Raw genomic sequence first — 13,372 nt, forward strand, 5'->3', positions numbered from 1 at the left:
AAGCTAAAAAGCGGCCTGGATGGCCGCCACATATAAGCAGAATTTTAAAACATACTATCATCCGAATTAGCAGAAATTTTATGGATAGAGAGGTCTGCACCAACAAACTCATCTTCCTGACTTAATCGGATACCCACAGTCAGTTTAAGTACGCCATAGACTAAAAAACCACCGCCCAGTGCAATAACAATTACCAGCAAAGTACCGAATAACTGTGAAATGAATGAAACACCGCCCAGACCACCCAATATCTGCTGTCCAAATATTCCCACTGCTATTCCACCAAAAGCGCCACATACGCCGTGTAATGGCCACACACCGAGTACATCATCTACCTTTAGACGGTTTTGGGTATAAGTAAACAGCTTGACAAAAATAATACCTGCCAGTGCTCCAATAATTAAGGCACCTACTGGATGAACAATATCTGACCCGGCACAGATAGCCACTAATCCGGCAAGTGGTCCGTTATGCAAAAAACCAGGGTCATTTTTACCTATAAAGTTGGCAGCCAGCGTTCCACCTGTCATGGCCATCAGGGAGTTAATGGCCACCAGACCGGAGATAGCATCCAGACGCTGGGCACTCATAACATTAAAACCAAACCAGCCCACAATCAGAATCCAGGAACCCAACGCCAGAAAAGGAATTGAAGAAGGGGGATGTGCACTGATCCGTCCATCTTTTTTATAGCGGCCACGACGCGCGCCTAAAAGGATTACAGCTGCCAAGGCAATCCAGCCGCCCATCGCATGGACTACCACTGAACCGGCAAAGTCATGAAAGCTTGCACCAAAACTGGACTTGAGCCAGTCCTGGAGGCCCAGATTCCCGTTCCAGATCATACCTTCAAAGAACGGGTAAATTAAGGCAACCAGAACTAGAGTCGCAATTGCTTGAGAGCGCATTTTGGCACGTTCAGCAATACCGCCAGAGATGATGGCAGGTATGGCTGCCGCGAAAGTCAGCAGAAAAAAACAGCGCATCAGGTTATAGCCATGATCTTCAGCCAGCGTTGCACCTAGGTGAAAAAAATGATGACCATAGGCAATATAATAACCAACAAAAAAATAAGCCAAGGCAGAAATCGAGAAGTCTGTCAGAATTTTACTTAAGGCATTCACCTGATTCTTATGACGTACAGTTCCCAATTCTAAAAAAGCAAATCCGGCATGCATGGCAAGTACCAGAATTGCACCAAGAAGGAGAAAAAATAAATCCATATTCTGCATAATGAGGTTCCAATTCGGTGCAACTGACCTAAAACTCAGTCAGTATAACCATGCCAAATTTAAGTAAAAGAGAGGAGAAGACGGAAAATATTGATTAAGTTTTGCTAAGAAATAACAAGACTCGATATAAAGCAATTACTTAGGTTTAAATTATAGTTTTGCGCCAAGATGGGGCAGGAGAATATAGTCTATTTATGATTTAATCTATTGATAAATATATACTATTTTTTATGAATATAAGGCTGGTTATGAAATTGTGCTATGAAAAAGTGCATTTTCAAGCTAAAGATAAACAGTAGAGAATCAGGTTGAAAATTTAACAAAACTAACTGTAAACCTGGATTTAATCTTAAACACTATAAAAAAGCAGATCATATGATCTGCTTGTTCTCATCAATTTTTTTAATGCAGAATCTTGTTCAGGAACTGCTGAGCACGTTCACCCCGAGGCGTTGTGAAAAACTCCTGCTTGCTACAGTCTTCCACGATTTTACCCTGATCCATGAAAATAATCCGGTCTGCGACCTGACGGGCAAAACCCATTTCATGAGTTACGCACATCATGGTCATACCTTCTTTAGCCAGTTCAACCATTACGTCCAGTACTTCATTAATCATTTCCGGATCAAGAGCAGAGGTGGGTTCATCAAATAGCATGGCAATTGGGTCCATGCTTAAAGCACGGGCAATTGCCACACGTTGCTGCTGGCCACCGGAAAGCTCGGCCGGGTACTTGTTTGCCTGAGTACTTAAACCGACACGGTCCAGATATGCCAGGCCTTTTTTCTTGGCCTCAGCTTCACTGCGACCCAATACCTTAATCTGGGCAATAGTCAGATTCTCAGTAATGCTGAGGTGAGGAAACAGTTCAAAATGCTGAAATACCATACCAACCCGGCTACGCAATTTGTTCAGATCGGTTTTGGGGTCATTAATCGCAATACCATCAACCAGAATCTGTCCCTGCTGGATAGTTTCCAGACCATTGACTGTTTTGATTAAAGTGGATTTCCCGGAACCTGATGGGCCACAGACTACTACCACTTCACCTTGACGAATCTGGGTGGTACAGTCTGTGAGTACCTGAAACTTGCCATACCACTTGCTGACATTGTGCATATCAATCATGATCTTTTGATCATTCATACATGTAACCTTTTTTGTAATCTTCTTACGGTATATGTTGCCAGTGCACTAATGGTGAAATAGACCAGACCGGCAAACAGGATGTATTGAGTGAGCAGTGACATCAGGTCACCGCGGACATAATTGCTGCGGAAGAAATCCAGCAGACCAATGGCATAAACCATGGTTGAATCCTGAAACAGGATAATAGTCTGCTGTAGCAGTAAAGGAGTCATCTTGCGAAAGGCCTGAGGCAAAACAACCAGCCGCATGTTCTGGCTATATGTCATTCCTAGAGCATAAGCCGCAGCACTTTGGCCTCGTGGAATTGACTGTATGCCTGCACGTACAATTTCCGAGAAATAGGCTGCTTCAAACAGCATGAAGGCTACGATACTGGAAACCAAAGCAGTATCTATAGTCAGGAAACGTCCGGTTATTGTGGTGTAAATGAATGGAACTGCAAAGTAGAACCACATCAGCACCAGCAGCAGGGGAATGGAACGGAACAGATTTACATACGCCTGTGCCACCAGATTAAGTATTCTAAAAGAAGACAGGCGCATCAGGGCCAGCAGGGTACCAATCAGAATTCCGCCAAGGGTGGCAATACAGACAACTTTCAGGGTGATGGTCATGCCGTACCAGAGTGCCGGACCAGAAGCCTGTAAATCCTGTAGAAACGAAGTGAGCCATTCCATATTATTTGCCTCCTGCAATCAGGCCCGGAACACGTAAACGGTGTTCCAACAGGGTCATCAGTAAAATGAGGCAGACATTGATCACAATAAAAATCAGGGTCACAAAGGTATAAATTTCAATAGTATTTTGGGTATATTCACTAATGGTTTTCATCTGTGAAATGATTTCCGCTACCCCGACCAGTGAAGCAACTGAAGTGTTTTTAACACAGTTGGTCAGCTCGGAACTGAGCGGCGGCAAAATCGTCCGGAATGACTGTGGCAGAATGACATAGCGGTATAACTGTGATGTACTAAAGCCCATGGCATAACCTGCATTGATCTGGCCACGTGGCAATGCCTCAATACCGGTACGTACCTGTTCACAGACACGTGCGGCAGTAAACAGGCCCAATCCGACACTGGCCGAGATGAGTGCACTGGCATTTGAGCTTAAGTCGTTCATCCACCAGTCCTTGACCGGACCAGGCAAAAAGTTCGGGACTACATAGAACCAGATAAACAGTTGAATCAATAAGGGAACATTACGAAAAAGTGTTACATAAGCAGTGCCGATAGTACGTGCAGTCTTACTGGGCAGGGTGCGCATAATTCCTAGGATGCTCCCCAGCACCATGGCAATACTCCAGGCCACCAGCGCAATGACCAGTAACCAGCCCAGACCGATTAATACCCATTGCAAATAAGTGCTGTCACCTACACCAGTCGACTGAAACAGTACTGACCAATTCCAGCTATAATTCATGAAAACTCCTGACAGAAGCAGGTCAGAAGATATCTGGCCTGACGATGACTGTCTAAAATCAGGACTTACTGATCCCGGTCATGCGGATTGCTGATCAGGGCTTTTACTTGTTCCGACATTGGGAAGTTCAGGTTAATATTTTTTGGTGGAATTGGCTGCTGGAACCACTTTTTATACATATCGTTGATTTCACCAGAGGCATAAGTGGCCTTGATTGCGTCATCAACTACCTGTTTAAATTCTTTGTCACCTTTACGCAGCATACAGCCATAAACTTCCTGAATCGGTGGTGTACCTACAATTACCCACTTGTCTGGTTCTTTGGCTTTAGACTTTTCACCAGCCAGCAGAATATCATCCATCATAAAGGCTGCCGCACGGCCGTTTTGCAGCATTAAGAATGAATCAGCATGGTCTTTGGCAGAAATAACTTCACCAATCCCCAGTTCCTGTGCATGCTGACGGATATAACGTTCAGAAGTTGTGCCGGCGGTGGTTACGACCTTTTTGCCTTTTAAGTCAGAAAAATCCTTAATACCTGAGTCTTTCGCTGTAAGCAGACGAGAACCGACCTGGAAGAAACCAACCGAAAAGTCGACCTGTTGCTGACGTTCCTTATTGTTGGTGGTTGAGCCGCACTCCAGATCGACGGTACCATTTGAAACCAAAGGAATACGGTTCTGGCTGGTCACCAGGTTGTAACGCACTTTCAGATCCGGTTTGTTCAGTTTCTGCTTGAGAGCTTCTACGACCTTCATTTGCAAGTCATGAGCATAACCCACCGGCTGGTTTGGATTATCTGCAATATAAGAAAATGGAATAGATGAATCACGGTGTCCTAGTACTACAGTGCCAGACTGACGGATCTTCTCCAATGTCCCCGAACCTGCTGAACCTGTATTTGCAGCATTCCCCGATGCAGCATTATTTTCACTAGCAGGAGCATTATTATTGTTACTACAGGCCACAAGGCCGAGCATCAATGTACTCAGGCACAGCACTGAGGCTGCACGTACTTTATTTGACATGGTAAAACTCCTTTTCTATTGTTGTGAGCTTGCTGTTCCTGCCCAAGATAAACACTTGAATGTTTACCTGTTTTAAACGATTAAATATTTTTATATATCTTTCAACTTATCTTTTAGCATGTTAATAATCGGTGTGGAAGATATCCACGACTGAAGTTGTAGGGACTTTTATCCAAATGTTTGTAAATAAAAGAAATTATGGTGAAAAAAGCATCATTTTAAAAGGATGTGGGTGATTAGTTTTACTTACAACTGACGGCTGTAAGAGGAGCTTGATCGCGTATAGTATTTCAACTCTATACTCCATTTCTCTCATGATGAGACTGGCTTGTTTTTATGAAGCAGGAAAAATAAAAAACTATTTTTTTACTTAGGGCTAAAAATACAGATTGTGTATCCTTTGCAGAGCTTATATGTTGTTTAAAACATTATTCATTTTTGCTGCTTGGATCAAAAATTAATTTGATACTTTTTAATGCGGCCCCAGCATATAGTATTTCACATGACACATATAATTCTGGCCCTTTTTCCGTTGGTTGCATTCATTGCTACGGGCTACCTGTTTAGAAGATACCATTTTTTAAGTATCGAGTTTTGGTCAGGCGCTGAAAAGCTGAATTACTATATCTTGTTTCCGGCGCTGCTGTTTCACACTTTAGCGACTGCAAAAATTGAATTTGACAGTCTGAAAATGCTGCTGGCGGCAATGTTTATTACAGTGCTGACTGCCACGATTGTCTTGTACCTGCTGCGCTATATAAAACACATTCAGCCTGCCCGCTTTGGCGTACATACACAAAGTATTGTCCGTTTTAATACTTACATCGGGCTGGCACTGGTGGCAGCACTGTTTAAACAGGAAGGTATGGCCATACTGGCGGTTCTGCTGGCAGTCTGTATACCACTGGTTAATATCATTTCTGTGCTGTCACTGACGTCTAGCGAGCAGATGAGCTTACGACCTGTCATTATTTCTCTGTTGAAGAATCCCTTGATCATGTCTTGTCTGGTAGGGGCGATCGTAAATGTATTAAAGATTCCTGTCTGGGAAGGAGTATTTAACCTGATCAAACTGTTTTCTGCTGCAAGCCTGCCACTGGGCCTACTCTGTGTCGGTGCAGCCTTACAGTTTATGGAAATGAAAAAAGATATTCTTACCTTAATGCTGGATACTTTTGCCCGTTTGCTGGTAATGCCGGCGTTGGCTATAGGAATTTGCTGGTGGATGCAGCTTCCTGTGTTACAAACGCAGATTCTGGTGATTTTTTTCGCATTACCGACAGCCTCGGCAGCTTATATTCTGACTAAAGTGTTAAAGGGTGATAGTCAGCTTATGGCAGCTGTTATCAGTTTACAGACCTTATGCGCTGCCATAACGTTGCCGCTTGTAATTGCTTGGGTGATGTAAAGTAAAGGATCAGATGATGGACTTTAAATCAGGTATAATTTTTCTTTTGCTGCATTATTCATATGGCACTTGAATTAAAAAACACGCTTCAGCCCGATGTCGGGCTTTCACCGCAGCAGAGAAAGCTGAACCGGCTAATTGATAAAATTGAGAAGCAACAGCTTGAACTGAAGCAGTGGCAGCAGGCGCAGGAACAGATTCAGCAATATACCCGTCAGACTTTAATGCCGGTCTATCAAGAGTTGCATGCAGTGCTGTTTCAACAATTGGAACAGCTATGGAAACATTTGCATGAGGCAGAATTCTCCAAGGCAGAGGCAACGCAACTGGATGTTAAAATTCAGTATCTTGCAGCTTACTTAAAAAACTCTCAATCTTTATCAAGGCAGCAAACCGAGATTATTGACGACATTTATAATTACTATCAACAGCATATTGAACATACGCAAGCCAGAAAAAATAGAAAGCAAAGTGCAGAGGAAATAGAGCTATTTTTTGATGAAGAAAATAATTCGGAACAGATAGCATCTGAAGATTTTGAAGAATGGGATAGCGAAAAGTACAGCCAGACACGAGAGCAAGCCAAGCTTAAACGCCAGCAGGAAAAACTGGAGCAGGCTACAAAGCTGGCCGAGCAGTCTTTAAAAACAGTGTACTTAAAAATTGCTGCAACTATTCACCCAGACCGTGAACCGGATGAAAGCAAAAAAGTTGAAAAGACTGAGTTACTGCAGCGAGCGAATGAGGCTTATGCAGCGCAGGATTTGTTTTATTTACTGAAACTGCAAATCCAGATTGAGCAGAATCGGGGTACTTCACAAAAGGGTCTAAGTGCGGAACAAATGAAGTTTTACCAATTGGCCTTAGATCTGCAAAGTCAAAAGTTGGATGATCAGATAGAAGAAATTATTCAATCATTGAGCTGGAATAAAAAAGCATATATAGGCAAAGTGAAAATTACAGATTTATATAAGCAGGTAGATGCGGATACTTCAGCAATGAAAAAGCAGTTAAAAGGGGAAAAGGAACGGTTGAAGTATATGAAGAAGATGAGTGGGGTAGAGATGTTGATGGAGAATGGAGTGCTTTAATGCGTTTCTCCCTCTCTTGCGCACTCAGAATATATTTTGAGGATACTCATTACTTGCGCTTCGTTTTAAAGCATTACTTTAAAGCTTGCTCAGGATAGGGAACATCCATTGTGAAAGCTATGCAGGAATAAAATTAAATTACGTTCTCTTTCTGTAGAATATATTAAATTTTATAAAAAACAGTGGTATAGTGAATATTGTAAAAAAATGATGATTTATTGTTGAAAAAATGTATTAAGCCCATATTTATAAAAAATGTACGCAGGAATAAGAGATATAAAAATGGCTAGAACGATTAATGGTGCGCTTAATGAATTAGTACAAGATAAAGTTAATTTATTGAAAAGTCGCACTGATGCTGGCAGAAGAAGTCGAGATCATTTGCTTGCACAAATAAAGTTATTAAATGCAAATAGTGCAGAAAAGTTAGATTTTGCTGAAACCTACAATTTGCCATTTGGCTCTTTTTCTAGAAGAACTAAAGTGAAGCCACTTGATGATATTGATCAAATGATTGGTTTGAATGGTGGAAAATTCGTATGGAATGAAGCTAGTAATTATGATGAAGCCATTATTTCGATTAGTAATCCATCGGACAAAGGCATTTGGTCACAACTTTTGAATGATGACGATACTTTGAGTCCTATTAAAGTTCTTAATAGATTTAAAAGGATGCTAAGTAATATGAGTGGCTATCAAAATCCTCAATTAAATAGACGTCAGCAGGCAGTCACATTTCAAATGACCAGTAATGAATGGAACTTCGATTTAGTTCCATGTTTTTATACTCAAAGTGGAGTCTATTTAATCCCAAGTGGTAATGGAAATTATTGGATGCAAACGGATCCAAGAAAGGATCAAACTCTAGCAACAGAAGTGAATCAAAAATACAATGGGCAAATTTTAGAAATTATTCGCTTAATCAAATATTGGAATAAGATAGATAGAAAGACTTCGATCCCCTCATCTTATTTACTAGAAGTTATGCTTCTAAATTTTTATAAGAATAGATCTAATATTTGGCAACCATGTGGAACGTTGCAAGTTGAAGTACAACAATGTCTGAATTACATAAAAGATAATATCTATTATGATGTGACCGATCCCAAAGGTATTGAAGGTAATATCAATCGCTTGGATAGAGATCTTCAAAATAAAATTTATGTACGCACTAGTAATGACCTAGAGAATATTCAGAATGGTAATTACTATGAAGATATTGGGGAAAAAGAGAAAGCTTTCGAGTATTGGGAAAACGTATTGGGTTCATTTTTTCCTGCTTATGGGTGAGTTAGATGTCTAATATCTTATATAAGCAGAATTTAGAAGAAAATCTAAGATTATTAGCTGCTCAGAGACAAAGTTATAATGAGGCTAAGTTATATCGATCAGGTTATCGAATTTTGGTCTTTGTGCCATTTTTAATAAGCTTCTTAGTTCTTAATTCTTATATTGATGCAACAGATCAATATTCTGTTTTACGTTTCTTGATAGATCTATTTGTTTTAGTAATGGGAGGTTTTTTGATGAAAAAATCTTCTCAATACCAAATTTTGGGTGCAAATATACAGCAAAAATTTGACACTAATATTTTTGACTTATCCTTTGAATGGAAAATTAAACAAGATAAAACTGAAATAGAGCACCTATATTGCAAGCATAAAAAAGATGAAAATATCGAAAAGCTTCGCAATTGGTATAACGATGAAATTCAAAATTTAACTTACCCGAAAGATATATTGGCGGCTCAAAAACAGAATCTATTTTGGACGGATTCAGTGCGTAAAGATTACATACTTTTTAATGTATTGATTTTTATAAGCTTACTAATTTTTATTGCATTAAGTATATTCATGTTTATCACTTACAGTGAATATCCAATGTGGAAGAAAATTTATGAAATCTTTGTAATATTATTATCGTTGTATTTTTTCTTAGGAGAAAATATTTTAAGTAATTATAAGACCATTGTATTGTTAGAAAATGCTAATAAGAAATTTAGTGCTTTACAAAAGCATATAGTGGATTCAGATGACCCTAAGTGTATTAATAACATGTTAAAAGATATCCAAGAAGAGATATTTGAGTATCGGCAGCACGGTGTATCAGTTCCAAATTATTATGATCGGATGAAAAAATTTAAGCTTGAATCTAGTTCTAGACGTATTATTAGAGACTTATTTAACTAAAAAAATCCCCTCAATTATGAGGGGATTTTAGCTTTATTTTTAATAATTTAGCAATAAATTAAAGCGCCGCAATCTGCTCCATATTCGCTTTAATCTTCGCTAACTGATCAGCAAATTCAGCAAGTTTCACTTTCTCGCCTTCAACCACAGCAGCAGGTGCTTTCGCTACAAAACCTTCGTTTGCAAGTTTAGTTGCAATTTGGTCATGTTGCTTTTGAACCTTGTCTAAGTCTTTTTGTAGACGACCCAATTCCGCTTTAGGATCAATTAAGCCCTTCATTGGAACGAATACAGATACATGACCGACTACAGATGAAGAAGACAATGGTGGTTGTTCGCCATCAGTTAAGAATGTAATGCTCTCAACTTTTGCCAATGCTTTAAACAACGGCTCAATACGGTCAATACGTGCTTTTTCAGCATCAGTAGTATTTTGCAGAAGAACAGGCAACAAACGCGCATTCCCTAAACCCATCTCACCACGGATGTTACGAACCGCACCAATCAAACCTTGAAGCCATTGCATATCTGCTTCAGCTTGGTCATTGATAAGTGCTTGGTCAGCAACAGGGTACTGTGCAAGCATAATCGTTTCGCCCGAAATGTTAAGTTTCGGTGCAAGCGTTTGCCAGATTTCTTCTGTCAAATACGGCATTAACGGATGTGCAAGACGTAAAGACGCTTCCATCACCGCAAGAAGAACACGACGAACTTCAGCTTTACGCTCATCAGATACGTTCGCATCGTTCAATACTGGTTTAGTTAACTCTACATACCAGTCGCAGTATTCGTTCCAAATGAACTCGTAAATCGCTTGCGCAGCCAAGTCTAAACGGTAGGTTGCAAATGCTGTTTGCACTGCTTGTTCCGCTTTTTGCAGACGGCTTACGATCCACTGTTCAGGCAATTCCCAAAGGTCTTGACGTGCTTCTGAACCAATGGTTTGACCTTCGACATTCATCATCACGAAACGCGTTGCGTTCCAGATCTTGTTGGCAAAGTTACGGTAGCCTTCAACACGCTTCATGTCGAACTTGATGTCACGTCCGGTGTTGGCAAGCGCACAGAATGTGAAACGAACTGCGTCAGTACCGTAAGCTTGAATACCTTCGGGGAATTCTTTACGCGTCGATTTTTCAATCTTCGCCGCTTGTTTCGGGTTCATCAAACCTGTAGTACGTTTTTGTACCAAAGTTTCAAGATCCACACCGTCAATCAAGTCTAATGGGTCAAGTACGTTACCCTTAGATTTAGACATCTTCTGACCTTCGCCATCACGTACCAGACCATGTACATACACAGTTTTGAACGGCACCTGAGGCGTACCATCTTCATTTTTCATGAAGTGCATGGTCAGCATGATCATGCGGGCAACCCAGAAGAAGATGATGTCGAAACCTGTCACCAGTACATCAGTCGGGTGGAAAGTATTTAAGAAATAGTTGGCTTTATCTTTGGCTTCATCGCCAGTCCAGCCTAAAGTCGAGAATGTCCAAAGACCAGATGAGAACCAGGTATCCAGTACATCTTCGTCTTGGTCTAACTGAACATCGGCAGGGATATTATTTTTTGCTCGAACTTCTGCTTCATCACGGCCCACATAGACATTGCCTTCAGCATCGTACCAGGCCGGAATACGGTGACCCCACCACAGTTGACGCGAGATACACCAGTCTTGAATGTTGTTCATCCACGCCATGTACATATTGCTGTACTGCTCAGGAACAAACTTGATCCGACCGTCTTGCACTGCTTCGATGGCCGGCTTCGCAAGAGGGGCAATTTTTACATACCATTGGTCAGTCAGCAATGGCTCAACAATAACGCCTGAACGGTCACCACGTGGTGCTTTGAGGTCATAAGGCTGAATCTGGTCTAACCAGCCTTCGGCTTCGGCGTGTGCAACCAGTTTCTTACGTGCTTCAAAACGCTCTAGACCAATATAATCTGCTGGGGCAGGGATGGTTTTAGAAATTTGTTCCCCAGCTTTGGCAATATATTCAAACTCAGCCAGTACTTCTGCATTTTTGTTGAAGATATTGATAATGGGCAGTTCGCAGCGCTTGCCTACTTCATAGTCATTGAAGTCATGTGCAGGGGTGATTTTTACGCAGCCGGTCCCAAAATCTTTTTCTACATATTCATCGGCAACCACAGGTACTAAACGGCCAGTAATCGGTAATACGATATTTTTACCAATCAGGTGCGCATAGCGTTCATCTTCAGGATGTACAGCAACTGCCGTATCACCCAGTAGGGTTTCTGGACGTGTGGTGGCGACCACTAGGTAATCATGGCCGTCTTGGGTACGCAGCGTTTTATCTTCAAAGAAATATTTAAAGTGCCAGAGAGAACCTTTTTCCTCAACCGATTCAACTTCAAGATCAGACAGGGCCGTTTGCAGTTTCGGGTCCCAGTTCACCAGACGTTTACCACGGTAGATCAGGCCTTCTTCATGCAGTTTTACGAAGACTTCTTTAACTGCATTGGATAAACCGTCATCCATGGTAAAGCGTTCACGTGACCAGTCCACCGAAGAACCCAGACGACGGATCTGACGGGTAATATTGCCACCAGACTGTTCTTTCCATTCCCAGACTTTCTCGATGAACTTGTCACGGCCCAGGTCATGACGGCTAATATTTTGTGCTGCCAGCTGGCGCTCAACCACCATTTGGGTTGCGATACCAGCATGGTCCGTACCTGGCTGCCAAAGTGTATTTTTACCTGACATACGGTTATAGCGAGTCAGGGCATCCATAATGGCATTATTAAAACCATGACCCATGTGCAAGCTACCAGTGACATTTGGCGGCGGAATCATAATACAGAATGACTCACCTTTTTCAGATGGCTTGAAATAGCCACGCTCTTCCCAGGTCTGGTACCATTTTTTCTCGATCTCGGTTGGATCGTAGGTTGTTGCAATATTCTGAGCTGAATCGGTCATAGTTTTAAAAGATCAAAAGCCAATAAAAAATTGTATTCATTGTAGCAAAAAAATATCTGTTTTTAATGCAGTAAAACCCGACAAATAATTTTGTATTTATGCTGAAACACGGTAGATTTAAGCTGCTTTAAGTCCGTATCGAGGCCTTTAAGCATTCAGATAAAAAATATAAGTAGTGAAAAATAAGGAAACAACCTTCATGAGCTATGCTGTATTTCTCAAATTGAGTGAATCCTCTTACAGCCGTTTTGAAGTTATTCGCATGCAGTTAAATGCCGGGGTAAAAGCAAGTCAGGCTGAAATGCTGGGTGGGGTACTCAGCGAAATTGCCTGTGAAATTATTGAGCAGGCCTTTAGCGAACTAATTTTAAAGCAGGCCAATAGCATAAACACTGAGGATACAAAAGAAATTAAAGAAAACCGGCAGGTGGTCAGGCAGATACTGGAAACTTTACGTAAATACCTGCCTTGGGCGATTTCATTTTTTAGTAATGAGCGCCTGTTGCCACTGGTCAACTATTTTGCAGGACTGATCTGTGAACATGACCGGCAAATCTGGATCCGCTATGACGTGCATATGCAGCTCATGCAGGATGTACTGGAGACTGTTGAACAGATTCGGGCAGGCCAGCTGAGTGCAGTGCCACGAGCTTTTGCCTTGCTTATTCATATTATTGATCTTGGCGTGACCTGCCTGATCCGTGAACCGAAGAAGCAGCTTAAATTTAATGTATTTATTGACAAGACCTTAAGTGGCGTAATTCATGTGACTACCCATTTAGGCTATAAACGCCTAGAAAAAATTGGGACCCAGCTCCAAAAGGAACAGGCCAATGCATACATTGAACATTTTATGGGCTTTATGCAAAAAGCCTGATAAAAAGTTGTTAACTGACCAGGAAT

11 protein-coding genes are annotated in these 13,372 nt (G+C 41.2%); 5 read left to right on the forward strand and 6 right to left on the reverse strand.

Translation table 11 applies throughout. The features are described 5' to 3' along the window. Positions 1-44: 44 nt before the first annotated feature. The 5 genes from N518_RS0115475 to N518_RS0115495 form a co-directional block, all read right to left on the reverse strand. The gene (locus tag N518_RS0115475) at positions 45-1,232 is read right to left on the reverse strand and encodes an ammonium transporter (RefSeq protein ID WP_005015913.1); all 1,188 of its coding nucleotides are present in this window, start codon (positions 1,230-1,232) and stop codon (positions 45-47) included. Positions 1,233-1,634: 402 nt separating this feature from the next. Further along, positions 1,635-2,360, reverse strand: a complete 726-nt coding sequence (locus tag N518_RS0115480; protein ID WP_171053876.1) for an amino acid ABC transporter ATP-binding protein — start codon at positions 2,358-2,360, stop codon at positions 1,635-1,637. 14 nt (positions 2,361-2,374) lie between these two features. Next, on the reverse strand, positions 2,375-3,058 hold the full coding sequence (locus N518_RS0115485; RefSeq protein WP_005015907.1) for an ABC transporter permease subunit: 684 nt from the start codon (positions 3,056-3,058) through the stop codon (positions 2,375-2,377). Between the two features lies 1 nt (position 3,059). Beyond that, the gene (locus N518_RS0115490; RefSeq protein WP_005015905.1) at positions 3,060-3,803 is read right to left on the reverse strand and encodes an amino acid ABC transporter permease; all 744 of its coding nucleotides are present in this window, start codon (positions 3,801-3,803) and stop codon (positions 3,060-3,062) included. Positions 3,804-3,868: 65 nt separating this feature from the next. Further along, positions 3,869-4,831, reverse strand: a complete 963-nt coding sequence (locus N518_RS0115495; RefSeq protein WP_005015903.1) for a transporter substrate-binding domain-containing protein — start codon at positions 4,829-4,831, stop codon at positions 3,869-3,871. 502 nt (positions 4,832-5,333) lie between these two features. Between N518_RS0115495 and N518_RS0115500 the strand changes: the two genes are divergently transcribed. The 4 genes from N518_RS0115500 (at position 5,334) to N518_RS0115515 (ending at position 9,519) form a co-directional block, all read left to right on the forward strand. After that, positions 5,334-6,239: an AEC family transporter gene (locus N518_RS0115500; RefSeq protein WP_005404306.1), complete on the forward strand. Its 906-nt coding sequence runs from the start codon at positions 5,334-5,336 to the stop codon at positions 6,237-6,239. 62 nt (positions 6,240-6,301) lie between these two features. After that, entirely contained in the window at positions 6,302-7,330 is a 1,029-nt protein-coding gene (locus N518_RS0115505; RefSeq protein WP_005015898.1) for a molecular chaperone DnaJ, read from the forward strand. Between the two features lie 282 nt (positions 7,331-7,612). After that, positions 7,613-8,620: an SMODS domain-containing nucleotidyltransferase gene (locus N518_RS0115510; RefSeq protein WP_005015896.1), complete on the forward strand. Its 1,008-nt coding sequence runs from the start codon at positions 7,613-7,615 to the stop codon at positions 8,618-8,620. 5 nt (positions 8,621-8,625) lie between these two features. Beyond that, entirely contained in the window at positions 8,626-9,519 is an 894-nt protein-coding gene (locus N518_RS0115515; RefSeq protein ID WP_005015894.1) for an S-4TM family putative pore-forming effector, read from the forward strand. Between the two features lie 58 nt (positions 9,520-9,577). Here N518_RS0115515 and N518_RS0115520 read toward each other — a convergent pair whose 3' ends face one another. Further along, entirely contained in the window at positions 9,578-12,469 is a 2,892-nt protein-coding gene (locus tag N518_RS0115520) for a valine--tRNA ligase (protein ID WP_005024920.1), read from the reverse strand. A gap of 199 nt (positions 12,470-12,668) precedes the next feature. Here N518_RS0115520 and N518_RS0115525 point away from each other — a divergent pair, with 199 nt between their 5' ends. After that, positions 12,669-13,346 carry a hypothetical protein gene (locus tag N518_RS0115525; protein WP_017400958.1) on the forward strand — a complete coding sequence of 226 codons (678 nt, stop codon included), beginning with the start codon at positions 12,669-12,671 and terminating at the stop codon, positions 13,344-13,346. The last annotated feature ends 26 nt before the right edge of the window (positions 13,347-13,372 follow it).

Origin of the sequence: Acinetobacter sp. UNC436CL71CviS28, from assembly GCF_000620525.1 — a bacterium.
Taxonomy (GTDB): domain Bacteria; phylum Pseudomonadota; class Gammaproteobacteria; order Pseudomonadales; family Moraxellaceae; genus Acinetobacter; species Acinetobacter radioresistens.

Bases quoted from the DNA above. Each gene is read 5' to 3' on its own strand.
- N518_RS0115475 (WP_005015913.1), bottom strand. From the start codon at position 1,232: ATGCAGAATATGGATTTATTTTTTCTCCTTCTTGGTGCAATTCTGGTA.
- N518_RS0115480 (WP_171053876.1), bottom strand. From the start codon at position 2,360: ATGATTGATATGCACAATGTCAGCAAGTGGTATGGCAAGTTTCAGGTA.
- N518_RS0115485 (WP_005015907.1), bottom strand. From the start codon at position 3,058: ATGGAATGGCTCACTTCGTTTCTACAGGATTTACAGGCTTCTGGTCCG.
- N518_RS0115490 (WP_005015905.1), bottom strand. From the start codon at position 3,803: ATGAATTATAGCTGGAATTGGTCAGTACTGTTTCAGTCGACTGGTGTA.
- N518_RS0115495 (WP_005015903.1), bottom strand. From the start codon at position 4,831: ATGTCAAATAAAGTACGTGCAGCCTCAGTGCTGTGCCTGAGTACATTG.
- N518_RS0115500 (WP_005404306.1), top strand. From the start codon at position 5,334: ATGACACATATAATTCTGGCCCTTTTTCCGTTGGTTGCATTCATTGCT.
- N518_RS0115505 (WP_005015898.1), top strand. From the start codon at position 6,302: ATGGCACTTGAATTAAAAAACACGCTTCAGCCCGATGTCGGGCTTTCA.
- N518_RS0115510 (WP_005015896.1), top strand. From the start codon at position 7,613: ATGGCTAGAACGATTAATGGTGCGCTTAATGAATTAGTACAAGATAAA.
- N518_RS0115515 (WP_005015894.1), top strand. From the start codon at position 8,626: ATGTCTAATATCTTATATAAGCAGAATTTAGAAGAAAATCTAAGATTA.
- N518_RS0115520 (WP_005024920.1), bottom strand. From the start codon at position 12,469: ATGACCGATTCAGCTCAGAATATTGCAACAACCTACGATCCAACCGAG.
- N518_RS0115525 (WP_017400958.1), top strand. From the start codon at position 12,669: ATGAGCTATGCTGTATTTCTCAAATTGAGTGAATCCTCTTACAGCCGT.